Annotated in this window: 27 protein-coding genes; 13 read left to right on the top strand and 14 right to left on the bottom strand. The window is 69.2% G+C overall.

Annotated elements, in window-relative coordinates; genetic code table 11:
- Nucleotides 1–30 precede the first annotated feature (30 nt).
- The 3 genes from speB to thiG are packed head-to-tail and all read left to right on the top strand — an operon-like array spanning nt 31 to nt 3246.
- The gene (gene speB / locus AB0I43_RS01760) at nt 31–1050 is read left to right on the top strand and encodes an agmatinase (protein WP_356972482.1); all 1020 of its coding nucleotides are present in this window, start codon (nt 31–33) and stop codon (nt 1048–1050) included.
- Nucleotides 1047–2327 carry a pyridoxal phosphate-dependent aminotransferase family protein gene (locus AB0I43_RS01755; RefSeq protein ID WP_356972481.1) on the top strand — a complete coding sequence of 427 codons (1281 nt, stop codon included), beginning with the start codon at nt 1047–1049 and terminating at the stop codon, nt 2325–2327. Before speB ends, AB0I43_RS01755 begins: the two co-directional genes overlap by 4 nt.
- Nucleotides 2320–3246 (top strand): thiazole synthase, encoded by a 927-nt coding sequence (gene thiG, locus AB0I43_RS01750; RefSeq protein ID WP_356972480.1) that lies wholly within the window; start codon nt 2320–2322, stop codon nt 3244–3246. The genes AB0I43_RS01755 and thiG overlap by 8 nt, the downstream gene beginning before the upstream one ends.
- 1 nt (nt 3247) lies before the next feature.
- Here the strand turns inward: thiG and AB0I43_RS01745 are convergent, their stop codons facing one another.
- Both AB0I43_RS01745 and AB0I43_RS01740 read right to left on the bottom strand, forming a co-directional pair.
- Nucleotides 3248–3679, bottom strand: coding sequence for a hypothetical protein (locus AB0I43_RS01745; RefSeq protein WP_357430978.1), 432 nt, complete (start codon nt 3677–3679; stop codon nt 3248–3250).
- 274 nt (nt 3680–3953) lie between these two features.
- On the bottom strand, nt 3954–4526 hold the full coding sequence (locus tag AB0I43_RS01740; protein ID WP_356972477.1) for a hypothetical protein: 573 nt from the start codon (nt 4524–4526) through the stop codon (nt 3954–3956).
- A gap of 214 nt (nt 4527–4740) precedes the next feature.
- Between AB0I43_RS01740 and AB0I43_RS01735 the strand changes: the two genes are divergently transcribed.
- Nucleotides 4741–5340, top strand: coding sequence for a hypothetical protein (locus AB0I43_RS01735; RefSeq protein WP_356972475.1), 600 nt, complete (start codon nt 4741–4743; stop codon nt 5338–5340).
- 119 nt (nt 5341–5459) lie between these two features.
- Complete coding sequence (locus AB0I43_RS01730) at nt 5460–6497, top strand: hypothetical protein (protein WP_356972473.1); 1038 nt, start codon at nt 5460–5462, stop codon at nt 6495–6497.
- Here AB0I43_RS01730 and AB0I43_RS01725 read toward each other — a convergent pair.
- The 6 genes from AB0I43_RS01725 to AB0I43_RS01700 all read right to left on the bottom strand — a co-directional run bounded on the left by AB0I43_RS01725 (nt 6491) and on the right by AB0I43_RS01700 (nt 10445).
- Nucleotides 6491–7090: a dihydrofolate reductase family protein gene (locus AB0I43_RS01725; protein ID WP_356972471.1), complete on the bottom strand. Its 600-nt coding sequence runs from the start codon at nt 7088–7090 to the stop codon at nt 6491–6493. The genes AB0I43_RS01730 and AB0I43_RS01725 overlap by 7 nt on opposite strands.
- A gap of 74 nt (nt 7091–7164) precedes the next feature.
- A complete protein-coding gene (locus AB0I43_RS01720) occupies nt 7165–7578 on the bottom strand; it encodes a DUF1801 domain-containing protein (protein ID WP_356972470.1) in 414 nt (137 codons plus the stop codon).
- 3 nt (nt 7579–7581) lie between these two features.
- Nucleotides 7582–8193: a glyoxalase gene (locus AB0I43_RS01715; protein ID WP_356972469.1), complete on the bottom strand. Its 612-nt coding sequence runs from the start codon at nt 8191–8193 to the stop codon at nt 7582–7584.
- 65 nt (nt 8194–8258) lie between these two features.
- Nucleotides 8259–8657: a hypothetical protein gene (locus AB0I43_RS01710; RefSeq protein ID WP_356972467.1), complete on the bottom strand. Its 399-nt coding sequence runs from the start codon at nt 8655–8657 to the stop codon at nt 8259–8261.
- A 55-nt stretch (nt 8658–8712) separates the two neighbouring features.
- Nucleotides 8713–9537, bottom strand: coding sequence for an SAM-dependent methyltransferase (locus AB0I43_RS01705; protein ID WP_356972465.1), 825 nt, complete (start codon nt 9535–9537; stop codon nt 8713–8715).
- Complete coding sequence (locus AB0I43_RS01700) at nt 9537–10445, bottom strand: helix-turn-helix transcriptional regulator (RefSeq protein ID WP_356972463.1); 909 nt, start codon at nt 10443–10445, stop codon at nt 9537–9539. Before AB0I43_RS01700 ends, AB0I43_RS01705 begins: the two co-directional genes overlap by 1 nt.
- A gap of 156 nt (nt 10446–10601) precedes the next feature.
- On the opposite strand from AB0I43_RS01700, the gene AB0I43_RS01695 reads away from it, so the two are divergent.
- The 3 genes from AB0I43_RS01695 (at nt 10602) to AB0I43_RS01685 (ending at nt 14455) form a co-directional block, all read left to right on the top strand.
- Nucleotides 10602–12038 (top strand): hypothetical protein, encoded by a 1437-nt coding sequence (locus tag AB0I43_RS01695; protein WP_356972461.1) that lies wholly within the window; start codon nt 10602–10604, stop codon nt 12036–12038.
- 84 nt (nt 12039–12122) lie between these two features.
- Nucleotides 12123–12647, top strand: a complete 525-nt coding sequence (locus AB0I43_RS01690) for a hypothetical protein (RefSeq protein ID WP_356972459.1) — start codon at nt 12123–12125, stop codon at nt 12645–12647.
- Nucleotides 12648–12718: 71 nt separating this feature from the next.
- Nucleotides 12719–14455 carry an alpha/beta-hydrolase family protein gene (locus AB0I43_RS01685; protein WP_356972457.1) on the top strand — a complete coding sequence of 579 codons (1737 nt, stop codon included), beginning with the start codon at nt 12719–12721 and terminating at the stop codon, nt 14453–14455.
- Nucleotides 14456–14459: 4 nt separating this feature from the next.
- Here the strand turns inward: AB0I43_RS01685 and AB0I43_RS01680 are convergent, their stop codons facing one another.
- Nucleotides 14460–14876: a BLUF domain-containing protein gene (locus AB0I43_RS01680; RefSeq protein ID WP_356972456.1), complete on the bottom strand. Its 417-nt coding sequence runs from the start codon at nt 14874–14876 to the stop codon at nt 14460–14462.
- Between the two features lie 231 nt (nt 14877–15107).
- Here AB0I43_RS01680 and AB0I43_RS01675 point away from each other — a divergent pair, with 231 nt between their 5' ends.
- Entirely contained in the window at nt 15108–15635 is a 528-nt protein-coding gene (locus AB0I43_RS01675; protein WP_357430976.1) for a hypothetical protein, read from the top strand.
- A gap of 22 nt (nt 15636–15657) precedes the next feature.
- On the opposite strand, the gene AB0I43_RS01670 is transcribed toward AB0I43_RS01675, so the two are convergent.
- From AB0I43_RS01670 to betT, 3 genes are read right to left on the bottom strand one after another with little or no spacing between them, the layout of a single operon-like run.
- Entirely contained in the window at nt 15658–17202 is a 1545-nt protein-coding gene (locus AB0I43_RS01670; RefSeq protein ID WP_356972452.1) for a GMC oxidoreductase, read from the bottom strand.
- Nucleotides 17195–18715, bottom strand: coding sequence for an aldehyde dehydrogenase family protein (locus tag AB0I43_RS01665; RefSeq protein ID WP_356972451.1), 1521 nt, complete (start codon nt 18713–18715; stop codon nt 17195–17197). The genes AB0I43_RS01670 and AB0I43_RS01665 overlap by 8 nt, the downstream gene beginning before the upstream one ends.
- The gene (gene betT / locus AB0I43_RS01660) at nt 18708–20852 is read right to left on the bottom strand and encodes a choline BCCT transporter BetT (RefSeq protein ID WP_356972449.1); all 2145 of its coding nucleotides are present in this window, start codon (nt 20850–20852) and stop codon (nt 18708–18710) included. The genes AB0I43_RS01665 and betT overlap by 8 nt, the downstream gene beginning before the upstream one ends.
- 148 nt (nt 20853–21000) lie before the next feature.
- On the opposite strand from betT, the gene AB0I43_RS01655 reads away from it, so the two are divergent.
- Nucleotides 21001–21954 (top strand): oxidoreductase, encoded by a 954-nt coding sequence (locus tag AB0I43_RS01655; RefSeq protein WP_356972448.1) that lies wholly within the window; start codon nt 21001–21003, stop codon nt 21952–21954.
- Between the two features lie 32 nt (nt 21955–21986).
- Here AB0I43_RS01655 and AB0I43_RS01650 read toward each other — a convergent pair whose 3' ends face one another.
- Nucleotides 21987–22301 carry a hypothetical protein gene (locus AB0I43_RS01650; protein ID WP_356972446.1) on the bottom strand — a complete coding sequence of 105 codons (315 nt, stop codon included), beginning with the start codon at nt 22299–22301 and terminating at the stop codon, nt 21987–21989.
- 143 nt (nt 22302–22444) lie between these two features.
- On the opposite strand from AB0I43_RS01650, the gene AB0I43_RS01645 reads away from it, so the two are divergent.
- Both AB0I43_RS01645 and AB0I43_RS01640 read left to right on the top strand, forming a co-directional pair.
- A complete protein-coding gene (locus tag AB0I43_RS01645) occupies nt 22445–22810 on the top strand; it encodes a hypothetical protein (RefSeq protein WP_356972445.1) in 366 nt (121 codons plus the stop codon).
- 15 nt (nt 22811–22825) lie between these two features.
- Nucleotides 22826–23299, top strand: a complete 474-nt coding sequence (locus AB0I43_RS01640; protein WP_356972443.1) for a hypothetical protein — start codon at nt 22826–22828, stop codon at nt 23297–23299.
- A 21-nt stretch (nt 23300–23320) separates the two neighbouring features.
- Here AB0I43_RS01640 and AB0I43_RS01635 read toward each other — a convergent pair whose 3' ends face one another.
- A complete protein-coding gene (locus AB0I43_RS01635; RefSeq protein ID WP_356972441.1) occupies nt 23321–25042 on the bottom strand; it encodes a hypothetical protein in 1722 nt (573 codons plus the stop codon).
- A 220-nt stretch (nt 25043–25262) separates the two neighbouring features.
- Here AB0I43_RS01635 and AB0I43_RS01630 point away from each other — a divergent pair, with 220 nt between their 5' ends.
- On the top strand, nt 25263–26366 hold the full coding sequence (locus tag AB0I43_RS01630) for a saccharopine dehydrogenase NADP-binding domain-containing protein (protein WP_356972440.1): 1104 nt from the start codon (nt 25263–25265) through the stop codon (nt 26364–26366).
- Nucleotides 26367–26371 lie beyond the last annotated feature (5 nt).

Raw genomic sequence — 26371 nt, 5'->3', positions numbered from 1 at the left:
CTGGCACGGCGGTTCCGCTAGGAGACGTCGATGACCGCACCCCACAGGAGCATGTTCGGACCGGCCTTCACCTTTCTCGGTGTTCCCGCGGTGGAGTTGTCCGATCTCGATCCGGCCGACGTGGTGATCCTCGGCGCACCCTTCGATGCCGGCACCTCACACCGGCCCGGAGCCCGGTTCGGGCCCAACGCGATTCGCGGCGCCGACTGCGCGCCCTGGGACGGCATGCGCCCGCACCTGGCCCTGCGCGTCGACCCGCTGACCGACTTGCGCGTGGTCGACGGCGGCGATATCGAGATGCCGCCCGGCGACACGGCCGAGAGCATGCGCCGCCTGCAAGCAGCTGTCGCCACGGTGCTGTCGGCCGGCGCCGTCCCGGTCGTGCTCGGCGGTGATCACACCATTTCCCTGGGCACGATGCGGGCCCTCGCGGCGCATCGCCGCCCGGAACGGACCGCGCTGGTGCATTTCGACGCGCACGCCGACACCGACGACACCCAGTTCGGGCTCCGGGAGGCGCACGGCACGCAGATGCGGCGCCTCGTCGAGGAAGGCGCCGTCGCCGGCGCCGATCTGATCCAGATCGGGCTGCGCGGCTACTGGCCCGCTCCCCCGGCCCTGGAGTGGATGGCGGCCAACGGCCTGCGCTCCTACGAGATGAGCGAGATCGGGGCCCGCGGGCTGCCCGCGGTGCTGGCCGAGGTCGTCGCGACCGCGACCGCACACGCGAGCGCTGTGCATCTCTCGGTCGACATCGACGTCGCCGATCCCGCCGCCGCGCCCGGCACCGGCACGCCCGAGCCGGGCGGGTTCACCTCGCGCGAACTGCTCGACTCGGTCCGCGCCCTCGCTCAGCGACTCCCGCTGGCCGGCGTCGAAATCGTCGAGGTCAGCCCGCCCTACGACCACGCGGAAACCACCGCCTACCTAGCCAATCGCGTTGTCCTGGAGGCCCTCTCCGGGATCGCCTGGCGGCGGGCGCTCGACAACGGAGTCGCCTGGCAGCCCGACCGACCCCTACTCGACAACCGTTCAGGGAGAACCCCATGACACCCACCGACTCCGCGATGAGCCGATTGATCGCGCGGATCGATTCCGGCGCCGGCGATCTCGACAGCACCGGTGATCGAACCCCGATGTACGACGCCACCATCGAGGAGGTCGATGGCCGTGATATTCGCATCGGCGACAAGTGGCTGGCCGACTTCGCCTCCTGCAACTACCTCGGCTTCGATCTGAACGAGGAGATCATCGCCGCCTCGCAGGCCGCGATCGAACGCTGGGGCACGCACCCGAGCTGGTCGCGCCTGCTGGGTAATCCGGCGCTCTACCCCGAGATCGAGGAACGGCTCACCGACCTCCTGCATGCTCCGGATTCGCTTGTCCTGCCGACGATTACGCTCATCCACACCGCTGTGCTGCCGATGCTCGCCGAGGGCGGCGGCATCCTGCTGGACCGCCGCGCGCACAAAACCCTGTTCGACACCGCGGTTATCGCCGAGAATCGGGGCAGCTACGTCGAACGGTTCCGTCAGGAAGATCTCGACGCCTTCGAAGATCAGCTGCGCGCGGCGCGTGGCGCGATCGGCCCGGACGGGCCGTTGCTGGTCTGTCTCGACGGGCTCAACAGCATGACCGGCAATGTGCCGCCGTTGGCGGATATGCTCGCGCTCTGTGAGCATCAGGGCGCGATCCTGTATGTCGACGACGCGCACGGATTCGGGGTGCTGGGCGAAAACCCCTCGCCCACGCTGCCGTACGGCTATCGAGGCAACAGTGTGGTCCGTCACCTGGGGCAGGGGTACGAGAATCTGATCCTGGTCGGCGGATTCTCCAAGGCGTACTCCGCGATCCTGGCGTTCATCGCGCTGCCCACCCCGCTCAAGGAGAAGCTGAAGTACAGCGCGCCGCCCTATCTGTATTCCGGTCCCTCGCCTACCGCGTCACTGGCCGGAGTGCTGGCGGGATTCGATGTCAACGACCGCGACGGTGATGTGATCCGCGCCGACCTCTACACCAAGACCCGCCGCGTCCTGGATCATCTCGGCGCGCTCGGCATCGACACCCCGAACGTTTCCGGGTCGCCGATCATCGAGATCCCCGTCGCCGATCCGGACACCGTGCCCCAAGCGGCGAAACTGCTGTGGGACAACGGTATCTACGTCACGCTGGCCGCCTATCCGCTGGTTCCGAAGAAGGAGGCCGGGTTTCGCGTCCAAATGACCGCCGCCAACACGACCGAGCATGTCGAGCGGCTCTGCGACGCCCTGAGTCTGCTGGTCGAGCGGAGCATCATCACGACCGGACCGGACGGGGCCGATGACTGACGTCACGGTGACGGTGAACCGCGAGCAGCATCACCTGTGTGCGCCGGTGAGTATCGCCGGGTTCCTGCACAGCGCCGGCTATCGGGCCGACGCGGTCTCGGTGTCGGTCGGCGGCCGGCTCGTGCGCCGCGCCGACTGGCACGACTATGCGCTCACCGACGGGCTGGAGTTGTGTGCGATCAGCCTCGGGGCCGGGGAGACGCGGAGTCGGGGCGCGGATCCGTGGCGACTGGGCGAGGCGGAACTGGAGTCCCGGTTGATGTTCGCGATTCCCGAGGACGCGGATCTCACCTATCTGGCCGCCGTCACCCAGGCCGCGGCGATCCAGTCCGCGACCGTCGAGGCCAGTCCCGAAACCCCGGAGGTCCTGCGGGATGTCGTGGATCTGCTGCTGGATCAGGGGGTGCAGATCCTGCCCCATACTTCCGGCTGCCGAGCTGCTCGGGCCGCCGTCGAGGCGGCGAGGCACGGGGCCGACATCGTCGGTGCTCGCCGGGTGCAACTGATCGTCACCGGCGGTGAGCTACCTGATGCGCGCGAACTCCGCAGGGCGGCTGCGCGTCTGGTCGACGACGGATTCCACGTCTATCCTCGCCTGAACGCTGATGCGGAACTCGCGGCCGAACTCGTGGCGCTCGGCTGCGCCGGACTCGTCCTGGAAGGATCGCCCAGCGGTTCCGGGCGGGGTATCGCCGACGTCGCGAAGTTCGCGGCTGTCCTGGACCGGGTCGACGTGCCGGTGATCCTGGGCGCGGGCACCGGTACGGCGGCGCACGCCTGTCAGGCGATGGAGATGGGTTGCGCCGCAGTCGCTTCCACGATTGTCTTTCGGGCGGTCGATCAGGCGGGCGCGGCGGCCGCGCTGGCGCTGGCCGTCGCTGCCGGGCGGGGGGCGTGGCTCGCCGAGCACGCGCGGTAGTTCACTCGGCCGCGATCGGGAACGGGGCCGTCACCTCGAAATCGCGATCGATCGCCTCGACAAGAGTGGATCCGTTGTCGCCCAGACCGATACGGTCAGCCCATCGCCGCACGAGCGGCAAGAACGCGACCAGGTCTCGATGCACGCCGTTCAGCAAGCCCGGCAACAAGGGGCGCGGCACGACCACGCTTTCCGCGGCGCGACGGTGCGCGCCGGTGTCCTGCCAGACGCGCAGCTCCTCGACACCGATCTCGACTTCGGGCGTCGGGTCATGCCCCAGCCACGGCGACCTTCCTCCGAGCACAGCGGCCCAGGTGCGCCAATCCTCCAGCCCAGCACAACATCCCGGAGTCACCACTGCCCCGGTGACGGTGTCGGTCACACGGAGGCCGCCGCAGAGAATGAGGTCCTCCGCGGCCACGATCTGAGCCACCCACCTCCTGGGGGCTCGCGAATTCCGTGGGCTCGAGCGCACTCCTCAGCCCACTCACGAACAACCCGACTTCAGCGTCCGAACAATCACCGTCGAGCGGAATCCAGGAGTACGGTTCGGCCGAGGCGACCGGCCACAGCTGTGGCGGTTCGAACTCGAAGTTCGGTACCTCGATGACGGCTTGCATCTTGATCAGTCGAACACTGAAGCAGAGCCACCCCCGTTCTTTCCTCTGATTTTCGGTGGCCTGCCGACTGAGCACGAGTGCTTCGGCTCACTCGTCGCCTGCGCCGAGGAACTCCTCGCGCTCGTATCGCCAGCTCTGCAAATAGGGATAGGACGTGTCGACGGCGTGCGCTGCGCGGACTGCGCGGGCCGGTTCGGCGAATTCATCGGCGCCTTGGCGGACGAGAGTCTGGTGGAAGCCGGCGTGGCGGTCCCGGAAATGGCTCATCCACAGCATGACGAGGTCGTCGTCGGCGTCGAGGGTCATCACCGGAGCCGCCGAACCGCTTTGGCGCCTTTCGATCTCCCAGCCACCTCCACTACGCGGTGTCGCGACGAATTCGGGTTCGCTACCCCACGTCCATCCGCCGCCAGGTGTTTCCCGGTGCCCGTCGGTCCGAAACTTGGCCAGGGCTCCGGCCAGCGCGGCGGGCGTCCATGGTGCCGGGAAGAAGGTGCAGAGGGCGATCGAGAGTTCGGATCGGGACAGGTCCCGCGGATGTGCGTCCAAGGTGGCCGCGTCCCACCGTCCGGGTTTGTCGCCCAGTAGATCGATCAGCACTCTGGAGGCGAACGAGGGCGAGCCTTCGTCGACCAGTGCGATATGCAGCTGGAGTTGCATCAGGAAATGTCGCCGATCCGTCCGGGTCACGAAGGGCGGTAAAGGTATCGAGGCCACGGTTGGTCGGCCCCAGGGTACCGATGGGGGAAGATCTCGCACGGCTCATTATGCGGGCGCGGCGCCATCCCCGCTCTCAGCGCCCTGCGCGGTAGCAACGCCCACTAGCCTGCGCTGGGCATTTCTTGATCCCGCGGCTTCGGTGACCAGCGGGGACATGGATGATGTTGCGGTGGATTCAGAGGAAATCAGGGCCCGCGCCGGTGAACTGGCGGCGCGACTCGGGGTAGGAGCTCCGCAGGTTCGGGCAGGGGATGTACCGGAGTGGATTGCGGAAGGCGCACGGGTAAAGCTCGAGCGAAAGGGGACGGTTCTCGTTGTGGGTTCCGGTTTTCACGAGCATTCCCCGGCGGAGCGTGAGGCGGTATTGGCCAGCGTGCTCGTAATAGCCGATCTGTATCGCAATGCCCGCTGGAAACCGTTCATGGTTCTTCCGGTCGTATTCGTGCTGGCGCTGCCCGCGGGTTATTTCACCGGCCTGCAAGGAATTCCGAGCGGGCCGGTCATGGTGGCGGCCGCCGCTCTCGGACTGCTCAGCTATTTCGCGGCCTTCATGGTCTGGGGCAGGCAGCTCACGTATCGGCACGATCGCCGGGTGGCGGAGTCGATGGGGCGCGAAGCTGTCGAGCGACTCCTCGGGCTGGACGAGCGCAAACGTCGTGAACTGCGGGGATGGCCACGAATGTATGTCCGGCTGCTGGCCCCGACCGAGAGCCGGCGGGCCGAGCGGTTGGGTGTGCTCCTCGGGCGAGCCTGACGCCGATACCCCGGAGACGACACGGGGCGAGGATCGTGGGCCATATCCGCCCCGCGAGTCGCGGTAGGACAGACTGGGCAGGTCCCGAGCTCGATCGCCCTCCGACATCGAGGCTACCGATGCCCCTGATCTCTCCAGGCTCTGCGCTCAGCGATCTTCCCCAGTACCCCGCCGGCACCTCGTTCGGGCCGGATATCGATGGCGCGCACCGGGTTCTGCTCTCCGATGCGCCCGAGGAGCACAAGCGGGCGGCGTTTCTGGAGTGGGCGGCGCGCCACCAGCCGTGTGTCTTCGGGCGTCTGGCCACCAAGGCAGGGCCCGCCGCGCGCGGGGTGCGGATGAATATCTGCTGGATCGGCGACGACGTGCTGGACGCGGGGGCCGAGGCGGTCGCCGAGCGCATCGCCGCCGACCGCGGTACCTGGAAGGAGCAGGCCGCGACCGGATCCACCAGTGCTTTTCTCATCGTGTTCAACAGCCGCCGACTGGCCTGGGCGCTGCCGGGCCCCGAGCTGACGGCGGTGTGCCTGGACCTGGCCTCGCTGTATCTGGTGGAGCACGCCCCGATCCGGCCCGACCTGATCTACACCGAGGCCATTCCGCTCCGGGACCGGGACGGCGGGCTGCGGCTGTTCAAAGGCAGCGTGCAACTGTTCCACACCGGCGCGCACCTGCGCCGCCACCACGACCGGCGCATCCCCGGTGGGGCGATGATCTCGGTCAATGGTCCCGGGCACTACGCCAATTCTCTTGTCGCGCAGGGCTTGTGCCCGAGCCTGGCGGAATCCGCGCCCATGGTCCGGCGGCTGGCGGCGCGCTCCATCGGGGCCGGCGGGCTCGGGGACGATCGGGCCCGGTCCACCACCTGGCATCGCGAAGGCCCGCCGGGCGAGCGTGACAGCGCGCGCTGGTTCGCCGCCGCCTACCATCTCGACGTCCTCATCCAGTCCGGCGTCGTGGACAATCCGGCCCTGCGGACCGGGCCGTGCCCGCCGGAGGACATGTGGTCCTGGCTGCACCTGGACTACATCGACGCGCGCCCCACCACGCCCGAGGATCGCACGCACGGCTGGTTCCACGGTGTTCCCGACACCGACTTGCACCGCAACCCCTGGCCGCCGGTCCGCCCGGTCGACGCGCCCGACTTCAACTATTGAGCGAGCGGCGGGTGGTCGAGCACGCGGGGCTTGTATTCGACCAGCTGGATGCTGTTGTCGAAGGTGCGGTGCTCGGTCATGTCGAGGGCGACGTCGGGATAGCCGTCGTAGATGCGCTCGGCACCGGTGGCACCGGTGATCACCGGGAACATGACGACGCGGAAGCGGTCGACTAGGCCGGCGCGGAGCAGGGCGCGGGCCAGGCTCAGGCTGCCGATGGTGCTGAGCAGCTGCGAGCCGCTCTCTTTCATCGCGCGCACCGCCTCGACGGCGTCGTCGCGGACGAGGGTGGAGTTGGCCCAGGTCAGTGGTTTCTCGAGCGAGGAGGAGAACACGATCTTGGTGGCCTGGGTGAGTTCGTCGACCGAGGCCTCTTCCTCGGGGCGGAACTCGTCTTGGCCGTCCGGGACGTCGCCGGCGGCGAAGCCCGACATCAAGCGGTAGGTGTTGGCGCCCATGAGGTAGGTGACCTTGGGCTGTTCTCCGAGCCAGGCGAGGTATTCCGGGCCTTCGAGGCCCCAGAAACCGGGCCAGCCTTCTCCCGAGGCGTAGCCGTCGAGGGAGGTGATGAAGTCGACGAGAAGCTCCGGCATGGCGATGTCCTTTCCTAGGGTGTCATCACTGTTGACCGGTCGGACGCCGTGAACTCATCGGCCGCGCCGGAAACTCAGAACCTCGCCCCGGGAAGTTTTCCGGCCTGCCGGATCCACGACGTGAGTTGTTTGCGGTCCAGCTCGTCGCCTTCGTGGATGTCGAGATAACGGACCCCGTCGTGCTTGGACGCCTTGGGCGGCATCGGGTCCAGCGAGGTGCCGGTGAGAAACGCCACCTGCACGTATCCGGTGAAGCAGCGGAACGACAGGAACCAGCCCTCGTCCAGGCCGTAATAGGGCTGATTCCATTTCACGGCCTTGTGGACGCCGGGAACCGTTTTCCCGATGAGGTCGTCCAGGGACTGTCCGATCGGCCGCTTCCATTCGGGCATCGCGGCGATATAGGCGCGCACGGGTTCCTCGCCTTCGCCCTTGGGGATCTGCGGGTTGCCGCCCGAGAGCAGCTTGGGCTTGCCGGTGTCGGTCATGGTCTACTCCGATGGTTGCCCCCAGACGAATCCGTCGGGGTCGGTGAACGCCGCGGCGTCGGTTCCTACCCGGAGCCGGTGCGACCCGCTGCCCTCGGCGGGAATACCGGCTGTTTTGGCCAGCGACTTGTGCTTGTTGAGGGTGAGCTTGACGGGCCCGGTGTCGAGTTCGACGTATTTGCGGCCGTAGCTTTTCGTGACGGTGAAGCCGTGTTCGGTGTAGAACTGCTTGCTCGCGGACACGTCGGCGACGCCGAGCTGGAGCACGAATTCCTCGATCTGCGCGGTGGCGGGACCGGTGTCCTTCTTCGATGACGACGCTACTGTCCAAATCGTACCGTCGGGCGCCTGGACGGCGCCGCCGTAACCCCAGAGCGACTTCGTGGCCGGACGCAGCACCGTGGCGCCCGCCGCGGCGGCGCTGTCGATGAGCCGCCGCACGGAAGCGGGATTGGCGACGACGAGCGAGAGGGTGAAGCCGCGATACCCGGAGGTCGGCGCCGAGGACGCGCTGACGCGCACGCGCTCGGCGACCTCCGGGAATGCGGCGGCATAGAAAGCTGCGGCCGTCGCGGTGTCGGACACCTCGACTGTGACATTTTCGATGGTTGACATGGGTTTATTCTAGGAAGCCCCGCTATGCCGCAGCTTCTCGATTCCTGATCGGTTCCTCGGCCGGGCTACCGGGTGGAGACGAGTTCGGCCTCGAATTCGTAGTGCCGCACCCCGTGGACGAACGCGGTGTATTCGCGCCGGTCGAACAATAAGGTGGTGCTTCCGATCGCGGCCCGGCACCGGGGTGCGGCGCTGAATGCGTAGAGGCCGTCGGCATTTCGGGTGACGATCAGCGCTCCGGTGATCGGGGCGCCCGCTCGGATCGCCTGCTGGAACTCTTCGAACTGCGCGTGGTCGAGAACCAGGCATTCCGCGAGTGGGACCGGTCGAACCGCGGGGCCCGCGAGTTTGTCGTCCCAGAGCAGAGTTCGGTGGTTGTCGCGGTAGACCATGACACATGCCTGCTGGGGGGAACTGGCAGTCGCCTTGCGGAACTGGGCGGCGGTCGGTGTCGGCAACAACATGGTGGATCCTTTCGAACTGTGCTGCCGGCCTCGGTGCCGGCAGCACGGGTGCGCGCTACGGAAGGCTTCCGACGGCGGCGAAATTGCAGGGGCGGGCATAGTCGCCGTCGTCGACCGGCTGCTCCGGTCGCCAGTCCGTGGCATAGGTGATGCCCGGCTCGGTGATGGCCCACCCGTCGAAAAAGGCCTGGAACTGCTCGCGGGTGCGCAAGGTGACCGGCGTGCTGGCATCGGCGAACACGGCGGCGCCGGCGGCGACCTGCTCTTTGATCTTCGGGCCCGCGTCCTCGAGGGAGACGTGGGTCATCGCGATGTGACTGCCGGGGGCGAGCGCGTCACGCAGGTGCGCGACGATCTTGCCGGGTTCGCTGGCGTCGGGGACCCAGGGCAGCACCGAAACCAGCAGCAGCCCAACCGGTTCGGAGAAATCGATCAGCCGCCGGGTGTCGGGGTGGGCGAGGATGCGGGCGGGGTCGCGCAGGTCGGCGTCGACCATCGCCGCGGTGTCGGTCACGCCCTGCTCGTGCAGCAGGTCGCGGGCGCGGTTGATCGCTTCCTCGTCGTTGTCGACGTAGACGACACGGCTCTCTGGCGCGAGCGCACGGGCGACCTCGTGGGTGTTGCCGCCGGTCGGCAGCCCCGACCCGATATCGAGGAACTGGCGGATTCCGGCGCCGACCATGTAGCGCACGGCGCGGGTGAGGAACCGGCGATTGTGCTGGGCCCACATCGGATAGAACGGAATGTCGGCGTAGAGCCGGTGGATGAACGGCAGATCCGATTCGAAGATCACCTCGCCGGTGACCATGTGGTGGTAGATGCGCGCGGAGCTGGGCCGGTGGGTGTCTATCGGCCGAGCTTCGAAGTCGTTGTCGGACATTACTTTTCCTCTGCTTTTCGCTGGATGGTCGGGCGGCTGCGTAGTCCACGGGCGAGGTGCTCGATGAACTGGCCGGAATCGTGGGGACTCAGGGCGGTCATGGCCAGGCGGTTGAAGATCTTGTCGCGGATGGCGACAGCGGGTTTGTCGTCGATGTAGCGGATCTCGCCCTGGGCTTCGACGACGGCCATCTCGAGATCGCCCGCCGTCCCCGGGGAGGGCACGCGGACCAGGATGTAGCGGTCCTCCATGCCCGCTCCGGGCGCCTGGTGGGTGAAGGGCATGATCTGGATCTGGATATTGGGACGGCGGCCCAGCTCGAGCAGGTGGGTGATCTGGTCGAGCATGACCGCGTCCCCGCCGTAGGTACGGCGCAGGCAGGATTCGGACAAGATGGCGTGGAACTCGGGCGCCCCGCGCCGCAGCAGGATCCCCTGGCGCGCGATGCGGGCATGGACGTAGTCGTCGACGGTGAGGGCGTCCGGATCATCCGGATCGGGTTGCAGCGGTTCGTGCAGCGCGCGGATGTAGCTCTCGTGCTGGAGCAGGCCGGGCACGATCTCGGCGCCGGTCTCGCGCAGCCGGTCGGCCACGCTCTCGAGATCGACGAGTAGTCGCAACTCCTCGATGTAGGCGCGGCGGTAGCCGGAGTTCCAGAATCCGCGCCGATGGCTGTCCTCGCGCAGGTCGAGCAGGATCCCGATGTAGTCGTCGTCGGTGACGCCGAGCTGTCTGACCAGCTGGTCCAGGGCCTGGGCACTCAGGTTGCCGGTGCCCGCGATCACCGCCGCGATTCGCGATTGACTGACCCCGATCAGCTTGCCCGCGTCCGCCTGGGTGGTGCGGGCCCGGCGCAGCACCGCGTCGACTTCTCGCCCTAGCAGCACTTTTCGTGCGGTTCGTGCCATGGTCCCCACCGTATCGGGATGCGGCGCGGCGAATCTCACCAGTTTCGCTATCCTGATTATCAGGTTAGATTATCAGGCACGATAATTCGGCGAACAAACCGAAGGGTGAGTCCACACTGTGACTTGCCCAGCGGCACAAGAAGAGTGAGCCCACTCATGGATGTCACCGAACCCGCGCGCAGCGGTCCGGATGCCGCGACCTCGGACAGCTGGGGTCAGCGGCTGCGCTTGTTCCGCCGTTCGCATTTAGGGCTCAGCCGTGGGGATTTCGCCGAACTGATCAACGATCGCGCGCGGCGCGACGCTCTCAACGTCGCCTGTTCGGAACGCCACGTCGCCCGCTGGGAACTCGGCGAGGTCCGCAAGCCGAGCAAGATCTACCGCACTTTGCTGACCGGCCTCGGCGCACCGGTTCCGGAGACCGGCGCCCTGCTGCCGCCCGCGACCGGGCGCGGCCGGGAAGCCTCGCGACCACCCGAAACACGCACACTCCGTGGTGGTTCCGGCGCGGACCCGTCCCTGCTGGAAGCCCTCGCATCCGCGGTCGTGGGCTCCCCCGACATTCTGACGCCCTGGCTGCCGGCGCTCGAGGAGCCGAGGATCGGCTGCGGCACAGCCGATCTCGATCTGGCCGCGGTGCGCGATGCCACGGCCGGACTGCGCGAACTCGACCAGCGGCACGGCGGCGGGGCGGTCGCCCGTCCGGCGCTCGAGCTGCTGCGCTCGGCGCGGGTGCTGCTGGCCCGTCAGCGCGGGCACAAACTCGCGCACCCGCTGCTGGTCGCCGCCGCCGATGTGGCGCGGCTGCTCGGCTGGGTCTATCACGACATCGGCGATCAACACCGCGCCCGCCGATTCGCTGTCCTGGCACTGGATTCCGCCCGGCGGGCCGGGGCGGACAGCCTCGTCGCCTCGACCCTCTACGTCTTGGGGCGCATCAGCTTGCTCGAGCGCAACCCCCGGGTCGCCCTGCGCGTGTTCCAGCTCGGGCAGCTGCCGGCCCAGGACGCCGCCGACGGCGGTGAGTCCGCGCGGCTGTATGCCAACGAGGCGTGGGCGCACGCCATGATGGGTGACCACGCCCGGATGCGGACCGCGCTGGCGCGGGCCGAGGCGGGGATCGCCGAGGCCGGAGAAGGTGTCGACCCGTGGGCCCGGGTGTTCGTCAGCCCCGGCGAGTTCGCGGGCATGCGCTCGGTGATCTTCAACGAGTACGCCCTGACCACCCGCGGCCCGGCCGCCGACCACTACACCGCCGCGGCCGTGGACTCCGCTCGCGACTCGTTGCGCGCGGCCGCGCCGGGACGACCGGCCCGCAGCATCCTGTTCGACAACATCACGATCGCCACCGGCATGTTCCGCCTCGGCGAGATCGAGGACGCGCTGCCCTACGCGCGGACCGCCCTGGAGCTGACCGCCCAGGTCGACAGCGGCCGGGTCGGTGAACGGCTGCGGACGATGGCGCACGCCGCGGCCCCGGCGTCCGGGCGCTCCGATGTCCGCGACATGCGCCGGCAGGTGCGCGCCGCGACGTCCCGGGACCGGTCGCACCCAGATGTCCTGTCGAATGTCATTGTCGCAGAGAACATTTGACGGTTTACTCGCGAGTATGACGCGCAGCATCCGCAGAAATGACCACCTGGGCCCGCGCCGGCGTCGACGCGCCGCGGGTGTCTGATGGGCGGCGCGCAGCGGGCCGGGCTCGCCATGACACCGGACCACGGCGCCACGCGCCCGGGGCGGCTGGGCACCGCCGAGGGATTATTGGAATCGCGGCAGTTACTCCTCGCGATCGCCGGGAACATGCGCGGCTCCTCCCCGCTGATCGAGTGGGCGCGCGAACTCGGCGATCTGCACGCGACGCTGGTCACCGCGGCGGTGTCGACCACCCGGCGGCCCGCCGACTTCGACGCGACCGCCACCTACAGCCTGGTCAACACCGTCATCGGGCTGATCGACGAGTGGTCGGCCCGCCATCTGCCCCGTCCCACGCTGGGGCGGCGGCACACGCATTCCCTCGGTGAGGTGATCAGCCACATGGCCGAGACCTACGCCCACGTGCAGTGGACGCTGCGGCACGCGCGCAGCGCCGAGCAGCAGCACCACGCGACGCTGCGCTTCGCTCAGGTGCAGGAGGGGTACGCCGATCTCGTCGAGGAGATCCGGACATTGCGGGTCATCCTGCCGATCGGCCCGGCCTAGGCTCGAGACGCCGGACGCCGGGATGCGTGTCATGGACCGGAAGAGCCTGCGCGAGAGGGAAGACTCTCGCTATGTCCAAGCCACAGCGGGTTCTCGAGGTAGTGCGGGCCGCCGAGGACGCCATTCGCCCGAACTACACCGGGGTGGTCGTCGGCGCGATCTTCTTCGCCTGGTCGGTCTCCCCGTCGCTGCTGCCGCGCACCTGGTTGTTCCAGGGGTTGGTCAGCGGCATCAGCGCGGTGATCGGCTACGGGGTGGGGTGCGTGCTGGCGTGGGCGGTGCGCAAGTGGGTGTGGCCGCGGCTGCCCGCCCGGGCCCGGGCCCGCACCCGGTTCTTCCTGCGCACCTCGGACCGGACGCGCCAGCTCACCAAACTGGTGATCGTGCTCGGCGCGGCCATCGGCGCGGCGGCCATTCTGGCGCGTTCGGCGCGCTGGCAGCGGGACCTGCAGGTCCTCATGGGGATGGAGCCGGTCGACACCTCCAGCTATCTGCGCGCCGAGTTGCTGGCCGCCGCGACGGTCGCGCTGGTCATCGGCGTTTACCGGATCGTGCGGTGGCTGATCCGGGCCGTCGTGCGGGTGCTCAATATCGACTGGCGGATTCCGCGCGCCGTCGCGCTGCCGGCCGGATTTCTGGTGGTGGTCGTACTGAGTGTGCTGCTGTTCCAGGGCGTGCTGGCCAAAGCCTTCTTCTCCGTGGCGAATTCGGTGTTCAGCGTGCGCAACAGCAACACCTCCCCCGCCGCCGTGCAACCCGTGCTGCCGGAGCGCTCGGGCAGCCCGCAGTCCCTCGCGTCCTGGAACACGCTGGGTTCGGAGGGGCGCTGGTTCGTCTCGTTCGTGCCGAGCGCCGAGCGCATCGCGGCGGTGACCGGGGCGCCCGCGCGGGAACCGATCCGCGTCTACGCCGGACTCGAATCGGCCGAGGACCCCGAGGCCATCGCCGATCTGGTGGTGGCCGAACTCGACCGGACCGGCGCCTTCCAGCGCAAGGTCCTGGTGCTGGTCACCACCACCGGCACCGGCTGGGTGGACTCCACCACCGCCGAATCCATCGAATACCTCTACGGCGGCGATTCCGCGATCGCGGCCACGCAGTACTCGTATCTGCCCAGCGTGCTGTCGTTCCTGTCGGACAAGTCCAAGGCCGCCGAGGCCGGCCGGCTGCTGGTGCACGCGGTGCACGAACGCTGGGCGCGACTGCCGCGCGAGGCGCGCCCCGAATTGCTGGTCTACGGCGAAAGTCTGGGCTCGCAGGGCTCCGAGGCCGCCTTCACCGGACTCGACGACATCCGCACGCTGGTGGACGGCGTGCTGTGGGTGGGGCCGCCCAATTCCAATCGGCTCTGGAGCCAGCTCACCGCGCGCCGCGACCCGGGCACGCCCGAGATCCTGCCCATCTACGCCGACGGGCTGATCGTCCGCTTCGCCGCCGACGCCGCGAATCTGGGCCGCCCGGACGGGCCCTGGGTCGACCCGCGCATCGCCTACCTGCAGCACGCTTCCGACCCGATCGTCTGGTGGTCGCCGGATCTGCTCTTCGAACGACCGGATTGGCTGCGCGAACCACGCGGCGCGGATGTCTCCCGGTCCATTCGCTGGTGGCCGGTCGTCACCTTCTGGCAGATCAGCGCCGACCTCGCCCACGCGCAGAAGGTGCCTTCCGGGCACGGGCACCGTTACGGCACCCTCGTACTCGACGGGTGGGTGGCGGTGGCGCAGCCGCAGAACTGGAATCGCGACCTCGAGCAGCGGATCCGGCAGGCCCTCGTCGAGGATTCCGACTGGGAGATCGCGCACAAGTAGCGGCTCAGTCCGGCTCGGCGGCGGCGAGCACGCGCCGCGCCGCCGCCGGGTCGGCGAGCGGATTTCCGGCGTGCACGGCGGATTCCGCCAGGATTTCGCGCAGGTCGGACTCGTCCAGACGCGCGAACCGCATGGACCACGCCGCGTAGCGACGCCGCGGGGTCACTGCGCGCTCGCTCACGGTCAGGTCGGTGTGCAGCTCGTCGCGCTGGATGCGGGCGTAGGTCTGTTCGACCGCGTCGCGCTCGCCCTCGAGCACCTGCACGAAACCCGCCCGAGCCGGGCCGTAGCGCAGGTAGACCAGCAGACCGGTGACGTCGTCGGCCGCGTTGCGGGCCCGAGCCCGCCCCAGCAGGGTCTCCACCTCGTGCTCGCTCAGGACGAAACTGGCCGTGCTGGAGTAGGTGAGGGTGTAGGGCATACAGATTCTGTAGCACGGGTCGTTACGGCTCGTCGGCTTCGGGCGGCGCGATCTGCGAGCAATGCCTCAGCAATGTCGGCGAAACAGCTCGGCAACGTGACCGTGGTGAAGTGCTCGCAGCGGAATATGTTGCCCGGCAATCACTCTAACCGGAGAGGCCGAGGCGGCGATTCCGATCCAGCGCTTGCCCGGAACACGGAAGTAGGTTGCTATGACGATGCTGCACCTGAGGTGCTTCGCTGTCACCGGCTCGGTGGCGGCGGCGTGATCTTCCAATCCTGCTGCACCCCGGTCGATATCGCCCACCTGCTGCGCCGCCGCTACGGGCTGCCGGTGGAACTGGCCGACAATCGGCCCATGCTGCGGTGCGGAACGCGAATCGGCGCGGTGGACATGCCCGCCACACTCGGACGCCGGGTCCGCACACTGCTGCCCGCCGAACCGTCGGTGCCCATCGTGAGCACCTCGCGGGATCGGCGATGGACGTTCCTGGTCGAACCGGCGCACCCCGGCTGCCCGGACCGGCTCGCCCCGCACCAGGTCGTGCCGCGCCCGAGCGGGCGGGTCGTGCTGCTGCCGGTGACGCACGCGGGGCCGGGTTCGTACTGGGCCTCCGAACCCACGCCCGGCCCGCTGCGACTGCCCGGTCAGGCGACGGTTCTCGAGGCCGCGCGGCGGGTGGTCGACGCGGAGGACACCGACCGGCCGGGTACCGGCGACGCCAACCGGGCCGGGTCGCTACCGGGCTCCGGCTGGTAGACGACTGTGGCGGAGCCGGGACCTACCCGGCGACGAGTTCGGCGCAGCGCTCGCCGACGAGCATGACGGTGATGTTCGGGTTCACCGTCGTGTGCGCCGGGAACACCGAGGCGTCGGCGACGCGCAACCCGTCGACGCCCTTCACCCGCAATTCCGGATCCAGCGGGCTCAGCGGGTCGTCCGCGGCGCCCATGCGGACCGTGCCCACCGGGTGGTAGACGGTGTTGTGGGTGCGGCGGATGTAATCGGCCAGTTCGGCATCGGAGTCGGTGTCCGGTCCGGGATAGAGCTCACGGGCCACCCACTCGGAAAGCGGTGCCGCCGCGGCGATCTCGCGGGCCTTGCGCAGACCGGCGATCATCACGCGCAGGTCGTGCCCCTCGGGATCGGTGAAATAGCGCGGGTCCACGCGTGGCTTGTCGCGGAAGTCGCGCGACCGCAGCCGGACCGTGCCGCGCGAGCGGGCCTGGGTGACATTCGGCGTGAGGCAGAAGGTGTTCTCGGCGGTCGGATAGCCCTGGCGCAACGTGTGCATGTCGAACGGCACGCTGCCGTAGTGCATCATCAGGTCGGGCCGGTCCAGGCCGTCGACGGTCGGGGTGAAGATGCCGATCTCCCACCACTGGGTGGAGCTGCGCACCATCGGCCGCTTGGTCTCGAAGCCGATCACGCCTTCGGGGTGATCCTGCAGGTGCGCGCCGACGCCGGGCGCGTCGAGCAGGACCTCGACGCCGATCTCGCGCAGGTGATCCGCGGGCCCGATCCCGGAGAGCAGCAACAGTTTCGGCGAATCGATGGCGCCGGCGCTGAGGATGACCTCGCGCCCCGCCGAGACCCGGGTGGTGCGGCCGAAGGCGTTGTCGGTGAGTTCGACGCCGACGGCGCGACCGCCCTCGATCACGATCCGCTTCACCCAGGCACCGGTCCGGACGGTGAGGTTGGGCCGGTCCAGATGCGGATGCAGATAACTCACCGAGGCGGAGGCGCGCACGCCGTCGGCGCGGCGGTTGATCTGAAAGAAGTTGGCGCCGTTGACCACCGTGTGGCCGGAGTTGAATTCGGCGCGCGGAATGCCGACGGCCGCGCAGGCGTCGAGCAGGGCGACGCCGCACGGGTCCTTAGGTGGCACGGTCATGATGTGGACGGGACCGCTGCGCCCGTGGTGCTCCCCCGGGGCGTCGTTGGTTTCGATCCGCGGGTACAGCCGGTACACCGAGGACGCGCCCCAGCCGGTGCAGCCGTGGTCGCGTTCCCAGGCGTCCAGATCCTCACGCGGGGCCCAGAAGGCGATGCAGCTGTTGTGCGAGGAACAGCCGCCGAGCACCTTGGCCCGGGCGTGCCGCATGAACGAATTGCCGTTCTCCTGCGGCTCGATCGGGTAATCCCAGTCGTACCCCGATTCGAGCAACTCCATCCAGCGGTCCAGGCGCAGGATGGCGTCATCGCCGACGTCGCTCGGCCCGGCCTCGAGCAGGCACACCGTCACCGACGGGTTCTCCGACAGCCGGGAGGCCACCGCCGCGCCGGCCGACCCGCCGCCGATGATCACATAGTCGAAGTCAGGCATTGTGGCTCCCCTCGGACGCGGCGAACCAGCCGGTGACGCCCGGCCGGAGGTTCTCGTAGACGTGCTTGGGCTCGCGATACTCGGCCAGCCCGGTGGGCCCCAGCTCCCGGCCGACGCCGGAATGGCCGAACCCGCCCCATTCGGCCTGCGGCAGATAAGGGCCGAAGTCGTTGATCCACATGGTGCCGCACCGGATCCGGGCGGCGACGCGGCGGGCGCGCGCGGCGTCGGCGGACCACACCGCGCCCGCGAGTCCGTATTCGGTGTCATTGGCGATAGCGACGGCTTCGTCCTCGGTGGTGAAGGTCTCCACCGTGACGGTCGGGCCGAAGGCCTCCTCGTGCACGCACGCCATCTCCCGGGTGGCGCCGTCGATGACGGTCGGCAGATAGAACCAGCCGTCGTCGAGCGAACCGCTGCCCTGATCACCGGTCGCGAACCGGCCACCGGTGCGGATGACCGCGCCGTCGGCGCGGGCCTGTTCGACGTAGGCGTGCACCTTGTCCCGATGCGCGGCGGAGATCAGCGGCGCGGTCTCGGTGCCCGCGGCGAACGGCAGGCCGAGCCGGATCCGCTCGGCGCGGCGCACCAGTTCGTCGACGAAGCGGTCGTGCGCCGCGGCCTCGACGATCAATCGCGCACCCGCCGAGCACACTTGGCCGGAGTGCAGGAACGCGGCGTTCAAGGCGTTGTCGACGGCGGCGGCCAGGCGCTCGTCGGTGTCGCAGGCGTCGGCGAAGACGACGTTCGGGTTCTTGCCGCCGAGCTCGAGCGCGATCTTCTTGACGGTCGCGGCCGCTTCGCGGGCGATGACCTTGCCGGTGACCAGGCCGCCGGTGAAGGAGACGAGGTCGACGCCGGGGTGCGACGACAGCGGAGCGCCGGCCGTCGCGCCCGCGCCGAGTACGAGATTGGCCACGCCCGGCGGCAGTTCCAGCTCGTGCAGCACCTCCAGCAGCAGGATGGCGGTGTGCGGGGTGAGTTCCGCGGGCTTGAGCACGAAGGTGTTGCCCGCGGCCAGCGCCGGCGCGACCTTCCAGGCCGCTTGCAGCAGCGGATAGTTCCACGGGGTGATCAGCCCGCAGACGCCGACCGGCTCGTAGACGATCCGGGAGTCGATGTCGCGCGAGCCCGCGTCGACGACGCGGCCGGCGTCCTGGGTCGCCAGCTTCCCGAAATACCGGAAACAGTTCGCGATGTCGGTCATGTCGATGTCCGACTCGTAGGGCCGCTTCCCGGTGTCGAGCGTCTCGGCGCGGACGAATTCCGCGCGCCGGGCGTCGATCGCCGCGGCGACGCGCAGCAGCAGGTCGCCGCGCTGCTCGGCGGAGGTGTCGCGCCACGGGCCGTCGTCGAAGGCCCGCCGCGCCGCGGCGATGGCGGCCACGGTGTCGGCCGCGTCCGCCTCGGCGACGATGCCCACCAGGGAATTGTCTGCCGGGCAACGGATTTCGCGTGTCGCACCGGCCTCGGCCGTGCGCCACGCGCCGTCGATGTAGAGCGTCCTACTCATGCGCGGGGGTCCCTTCCGGATCGGGCTGGTACTCGTACTGGTCGTGCTCCGTGCGCCGCAGATGCAGGTAGCCGAGGTGGCGTTCGTACTGATCGAGAATGTCGCCGATGATCTGCTCCCGGCTGTATCCGTTCAGCGAGTAGCCCTGGGACCCCTCGGCGAGATAGACCTCGCACCGAAAGTATCGGTCGCTGGATCGTTGCGCGAGCACCGCGTATGTGGGTGTCGGCGCCGACACCGGCCAGATGCCGTACTCGAATCGGGGCTCGTCGCCCTGATCGACGAGCAGCCGCGGGGACGGCAGCCCCTCGTTGTCACCGGAATCGTCGATGGCCGCGGTCAGGCCCATGCGCTCGAATTCCGCGGTGACCTCCCGCATCGCCGGCAGCACGGTGCTCGCCATGAACTTCCGGGTGGCCGCCGGACCCGGGTAGGACATGGTGCCCAGCAGCCGGCGTCGCCAGTTGTCACCGGTCTGCCCGCGCCCGGCGGCGATGGCCTTCGGCAGCGAGGTGCGGTAGCTGTCGAGTTTGTAGGACTCCTGATGCGTCGAGCGCAGCAGCGCGACGCCGATCAGGGCGAGCATGAACGAGAACGGCAGGCCCATGATGATGGTCGCGTTCTGCAGCGTCGTGATCGACCCACCCGCGCCGGCGAACAGCATCGACAGGGTGAGCAGCCCGATCGCCACCGACCAGGAAATCCGCGTGCCGCGCGCGCAGTCCGACATCGGATCGGGCAGCCGGGAGGTGAAATTGCCCATCACGAGCGAACCCGAGTCGGCGCTGGTCACGTAGAACAGCAGACCGGTGATGGTCGCGACGCCGAGCAGCAGCGTCGCGCCCGGATACTGCTGCAGCATCGAGTAGAAGCCGACCTCGGGGTGCGCGGCCGTCGCCTCGGCGAATTCGCGGTCGGTGCGGGCGATTTCGAGTGCGCTGTTGCCGAAGATCGAGATCCACAGCAGGATGAAACTGAACGGCACCGCCAGCACGCCGAAGATGAACTGCCGCAGCGTGCGCCCGCGGGAGATGCGCGCCAGGAACAGCCCCACGAACGGCGCCCAGGCCACCCACCAGGCCCAGAAGAACAATGTCCAGGTGTCGAGCCAGGTGCTGGGCTCGTTGGCGGTCTCCGGGTTGCGCTCCCAGGCGAAGGTGTCCAGCGTGCGGTCGAGGAAGGTGGCGAAGTAGTCGCCGGCGTTCTGCGCGAGCGCGTTGAGCAGGAAGTCCGAGCGGCCCGCCAGCAGGATGTAGACGAGCATCGCGATCGCGAGGATGACATTGGCCTCCGACAGCCGCCGGATCCCCTTGTCGATCCCGGTCAGCGCGGAGATCGTCGTGACGATCACCGACAGCGCGATGAGCCCGATCTGCGCGGCCTTGCCCTGCTCGATGCCGAACATCTCGTGCAAGCCGTAGTTCAGCTGCACGACGCCGATTCCCAGCGAGGTGGCGACGCCGAAGATGGTGCCGAGCACCGCGGCCACGTCGATGGCGTCGCCCCAGCGGCCGTGCACCCGCTTGCCGAAGATCGGGTAGAGCGCCGCCCGGATGGTGAGCGGCAGGTTGTGCCGGAAGGCGTAGTAGCCGAGCGCGCTGCCCATCAGCGCGTACATCGCCCATCCGGAGATGCCGTAGTGGAACAGCGTCCAGGTCACCGCCTGGCGCGCGGCGTCGTTGGTGGCGGCCGTGCCCACGGGTGGCCGCAGGTAGTTGTAGACCGGTTCGGCGACCGAGAAGAACATCAGATCGATGCCGATGCCCGCGCCGAACAGCATCGCCGTCCAGGTGAACAGGCTGTACTCCGGGCGGGATTCCTCCGGGCCCAGCCGGTAGCGGCCGTACCGGCTCGCGCCCAGGAACACGACCAGGCCGACGATCGCCGTCGCCAGCACGAAATACCACCAGCCGAACCAGGTCGAGATGAAGGTCTTGACCTCGCTGACGACGGACTCGGCGTTGGCGGGGGCGGCGAGGGCCCAGATCGCAAAGGCGAGAACCAGCCCCGCGGCCGTGCAATACACCGGTTTGTTGACCGATCTGACCGCCGGAACCGGGAACGCGGAGTCGGCGAATCCGCCGTGGTCGGCTTTTTCGAGCTTGTCGTCGTGCGGTGGAACGTCGGCGCCGCTCATTCGCTGAATGGTAGCCAGATGGGCGGGCCGGGTGTGTCAGGTCGGGGCCCGTGTCCGGCTGGCCACCCGGCGACCTAGACATCTGTCCAGAGGCTTGTCTACCCTTCTTGCGGACGGTCGATCACCCGCGGGAAAGACGAGATGCGCGATGCCTGAACAGAATCGGTGGCCCGGACCGGAGGTGGGCGACCTGAGCGGGCGTGTCGCCGTGATCACCGGGGCCAACACCGGCATCGGGCTCGAGGTCGCGCGCCGGCTGGCCGCCGCGAACGCCGAGGTGGTCCTGGCCTGCCGGGATCTCCAGCGCGCCCGAACAGCGGTCGACGATATCCGGACCACCTGCGCGAGCGCCCAACTCGCCGTGGTTCAGGTGGATATGGGCAGCCTGGCGTCGATCGCCGAGTGCGCCGAACAGGTGCGCGCCCGATGGCCCGCTCTCGACCTGCTGATCAACAACGCGGGCGTGATGGCGGCCCGCCCCGGCCGCACCGCCGACGGATTCGAAACCGATTTCGGCACGAACTTTCTCGGCCACTTCGCGCTGACCGGGCGGCTCATCGATCTGATCACCGTCGCACCGGCGGGCCGCGTCGTGACCGTCAGCAGCATCACGCACCGGCGGCGGTCGGCGACACTGGATTTCGAACAACTCGACCAACTGGAGCACTTCGACCCGGCGACGGCCTACAGCCGCTCCAAGTTGGCCTCGACGGTCTTCATGGTCGAACTCGGCCGCCGCCTGGCCCGCAGCGGGGCGACGACCCGGTCGGCGGGCGCGCACCCCGGCGGCGTGCGGACCGGCATTCTGCACCACCAGAATCGGCTGATCCGACTGGTTTACAGCCCCCGCTTCATCCGGCTGACGAACTGGTTCACGCAGAGCCCCGCGGAGGGCGCCCTACCCGTGCTGCGCGCGGCCTTGGACCCCGAAACCCGCAACGGGGACTACTACGGCCCCGCCGGGCGCGGCGAGCTGATCGGGCCGCCGGTCCCGGTCGAGATGTCGCGGCGCGCCAGGGACCCCGAGACCGGCCGCCGCCTCTGGGACTTCGCACAGGATCTGACCGGTGTGCGCTTCCTGGAGCATCCGGCCGCACCCTGAGGAACCTCCGAGCCGCGGATGCCACAGCAGAGCTAGGCGGGGACCGCGTCCCACAGGACCGGGAGGTGCAGGGACGAGTTCGCCGCGGTGCAGTAGACGTAGGAGGTCGTTCCCGCGGCCGCGGCGGCGCCATTGAGCAGCCTGCCGTCCGCGCACTGGGCGATGGCGATGAAAGTGCCGCCCGTGCAGGTGATTCCGGCGGTGTTCTCGTCGTTCCAGGTCAGCGCGCAGCCCAGCCACGCGGGGGCCACGCCGTCCAGCGCTCCGTCGTCGGCGGTCGCGGTGCCGGGCAGCAGGAGCGCCGCGAACGCGAGCGCGGAGATCGTCCCGAACTTCGTCAGCTTCATGCGATGACATTATGCTCCAGCACAATTCGCGGGTCATCCCCCAGAAAGTGGGGGCGGGTCGCCTGGGGAGGAAGTACGTCCGGAGCGGGGTGGCGGGAGCTAGTGTCGGAGGTCACATGACGGGACGATTTCGGGAGGTTCGGATGAGCAGGACAGCAGTCGGAGCGCGGGTCGGGGTCGCCGCCGCGTCGGTACTGGGATTCGCCGCGGTGATCGGTACCGGGACGGCGCAGGCCGCGCCGCAGGATTGCACCGTCACGCGGGATCTGGTGAGCGCCACCGCGCAGTGCCACGACACCGACGCGCCGGCGGGGCGCGAGTACACCGTGGTCACCGAGTGCTGGGGCCTGCACGGGGTGCCGAATGCGTGGCCGCTCATGGCGATCGGGCCGTACCGGGGTTCATGGGGCGGTTGGTTCGCCCCGGACGGGCGGGGCTCGTCGTCGTGCCTGGGCCCGGCCAGTGTCGGGACCCTCACCAATGCCTACGTCGCGATCTACCGCGACTGATCGGAAGGTTTTCGCATGTTCGCCGCTTCGTTGTCCCGAGTTCTGCCCGGCGTCGCCGCCGGAGTCGCCGCGCTGGCGCTGCTCGCCCCGGCCGCGCAGGCCGACCCGCCGGAGTGGGAGGTGCCCAAGTCCTGCTCCGGAGTGTTCCCGACCACCGACGGCTCGGCGGACATCGAATCCTGCCTCTACGTCTACCAGGGCGCGCTGCGGGCGTACGGCAGCCTCACCTCCAAGACCGGGTCGTCCACGATCGAGAACTGCACGATGGTCGTGACCATCATCGACAAGGACGCCTATGCCAGCGGGCTGCCGGACGAGATCATCGCGTCCAGCGGTCCGCTGCCCTGCTACAACGGCAGCTATCCCTCGCCGCCGCTGACGGTCGCGAAGGAGCGCGTCCAGGCCGGGCATCGATACGCCGTCTTCACCGAGATCACCAAGGACGGCCGGGGCGTCGCGCGCATCTACAGCCCGGAACTGCAGCCCTAGCCGGGGCGACCGGCCGGTCCGTCAGCGCGGGACGGACTGGCCCGGTCGCAACACCGTGCCGCACCCGCCGGCCTTCTGGAAATCGGGAAGCAGGTGCGGCAGTACCGAACCCGAGTACTCGCGCAGGTCCTGTAGTTGCCGCTCGTCGCGCACGACGTCCTTGCGGACCCAGTCCTCGTCCACGCCGAACGAGCCGTCCTGGTAGCGCTGGACCTGGTAGTAGTCGCGCGTCATCCGGGGGTCGAGGGTGAGTCCGTTGTGCCACCAGGCGCCGTGGGTGTGCACGAACGTGGGTTTGCGGTCCTCGAAGACATAGTCTTCGAGGCTCCTGCCGTCGGTGCCCGCGTAGATGTCGGCGATCCGCGATTCGGTGAGCCCGGCCATATCGATCAGCAGCAGGCGTGAGGTGAGCGAACTTCCGCCCATGTCGGGCGCCAGCAGACTGCCCTGCTGCAAGCCGAGGATGTCGGCGTAACCGTTGACATAGCGGCCGAAGCGCTCGGCGATCCAGCACAGCGGCACATCGGCGTCGGCGCGATAGGATTCGGCCGCGTCGGCCAGCGCGACACCGGACGGGATCAGCGCGCCGACCAGTGTCAGCGCGACCAGTGCCCGGCCCCGGGTGCGCAGGCGGCCGAGCAACTCCGCCGCCGAGATCACGACGACGAACGCGGCCAGTGCCCACACCGGGGTGGCGAACCGGAACTGCGCCATCCAGTCCGGCTGCAGCACGCAGTAGGCGATCATCGCCAGCGCCAGCGGAACCAGCAGGGCGACAACGCCGTCGCGCCACCGGCTCGGTGCGGCTAGGGCGAGGCCGACCACGCCGACCGCCGCGATGACCGCGGGCGCTCCGGCGTACTGCACCAGTTCCCCGGCCCGGGTCAGGTCGTGCACGGTCGGCAGCGCCTGGTGTTTGGCGACCGCGGTGTTGGCCACGAGCCGGCCGAACTCGGCGATCCGCCACAGCAGGTAGGCGCCGAACGGAATGGCGAACGCGGCAACGGAATACAGCACGTGCCGCAGGCCGGTGAGCCACACCGCGCGCCGCACCAGGATCAGCGACACCAGCGGGTAGGCGGCCAGGTAGATCAGTCCGTCGGGCCGGGTCAGGGCCGCGAACGCCGCGATGAGGCCGGCGATCACCGCCACCGCCGGCGTCCATAGTCGATGGTCCAGCACGGCCAGGAACAGGTGCACGGCCAACGCGCAGGCCGCCAGCGCGAACAACGAGTTCTCCAGGCCGGAGAAGCACCAGATCACGAACGACGGAATCGCCGCCAGCACAACGCCTGTCGCGAAGGTGACCAGCGCGGGCCAGCGCGACACCCGGCGGGCGGCCAGGTAGCAGGCGACCAGGATCCCGGCGCAGCAGAGCAGCGCGATCGCCTTCGGATAGAGGACGAAGTCCGGGACGCCGAAGAGGGCGCCGCGGTCGAACAGGCCGAGCCACTCCCCCACGACGAGCACCGCGAGCCAGGTCGGGTTGGAGAACCCCTCCACCGGTTCGGCGCCGGGCTGTAACACCGGGCCGAAACCGTTGGCGACGCTGCGCGCGTAGGCGAAGGTGATTCCCGCGTCGTCCACCAGCCAGTTGCCGTATCGCGCCGCCTGTAAGCCCAGCAGCAGGACGCCGCCCGCCACCGCCGCCACCGCTGCCCACCACGATCGACCCCACCGGCGCCGCGACTGTTCCTGCTGCTCGGCAGGAGCTTGCGGCCGCGCGGTCACTACCTCAACCATTCATCAGATCCCAAGTTCGAACGATCTCGCCTAGAACGCAAGAACCTTAGCGCTCCTCACGAATCCTGCTACCCGACGCCGTCGAGCTTGAAACCCACACCACCACACCTGGTCTCCGAGCACCACCCGAGATTCAGGGGGCATGAGATCGTAAGACGATAAGGGACTAGGCTTCTCATCGCCTATCGTGCTAGGGAGCGCGAAGGATGAGGAGACCAGGATGCCGAAGATCGTAGTGTTCGGGGCGACCGGATACACCGGGCGAATGACCGCCGCGGCGCTGGTCGCCCGTGGTGCGGCGCCGGTGCTGGCCGGACGCGACGCGACCGCGCTGACGCGGCTGGCCGCCGAGCTCGGTGGCGCGCCGACCGCGGTCGCCGATGTCACCGACCCGGACTCGGTGCGCGCCCTGCTCGGGCGCGGTGATGTGCTGGTGACCACGGTCGGGCCGTTCCTGCGCTACGGCGGGCCCGCCCTGGCCGCGGCGATCGGGGCCGGTGCGCACTACCTCGACTCGACCGGCGAGGGGCCGTTCATCCGCAGGGTCTTCGAGCAGGACGACCAGGCGCGCGCCGCCGGCTCGGCGCTGCTCACCGCGTTCGGATTCGATTACGTGCCAGGCAATCTGGCCGCCGGGCTGGCCTTGCAGGCCGCGCCCGACGCACGCCGGGCCGACATCGGATACTTCGTGCGCAGCCCCGGCACCAGCGGCGGCACCCGCGCCTCGATGGCCGGCATGCTGTTCGAACCCGGTTTCGCGCTGCGCTCCGGGCAGGTGGTCACCGAACGCACCGGTACGCGGGTGCGGTCCTTCGATCTCGGCGGCTCGGCGCGCACCGGCGTATCGATCCCCGGCTCCGAGCATTTCGCGCTGTCGCGCAGCTACCCGCGGCTGCGTGCGGTCGATGTGTTCCTGGGCCTGCCGCCGGTCGCGGCGCGCGGCTTGCAGGCCGGATCGCGGGTGTTCTCGACGGTCGGGCAGGTGCCGCCGCTCAAGCGCGGACTCGACGGGCTGCTGGCCCGCGCCGTCAAAGGCTCCACCGGCGGGCCCGGGGCGCAGGCACGCGGGCGGGTGCGCTCCTGGGTGGTCGCCGAAGCTTGTGACGAGGCCGGAAAGCCCTTGGCGACAGTAACTCTCGATGGTGGTGATCCCTACGATTTCACCGCGGCGATGCTGGCCTGGGGCGCCGAGACCGCACTCGACGGTGGTCTGCGCGGCACGGGCGCGCTGGGGCCGGTCGACGCGTTCGGCCTCGAGGCGCTGCACGCGGCCGCGCTGGCCGCGGGGTGGACACAGCGGCCGGTGTCCGTGCCGAACCGGTAGGCACC

The sequence above is a fragment of the Nocardia sp. NPDC050435 genome, assembly GCF_040655395.1.
GTDB lineage: Bacteria > Actinomycetota > Actinomycetes > Mycobacteriales > Mycobacteriaceae > Nocardia.
This window is presented reverse-complemented; position numbering and strand designations above follow the sequence as displayed.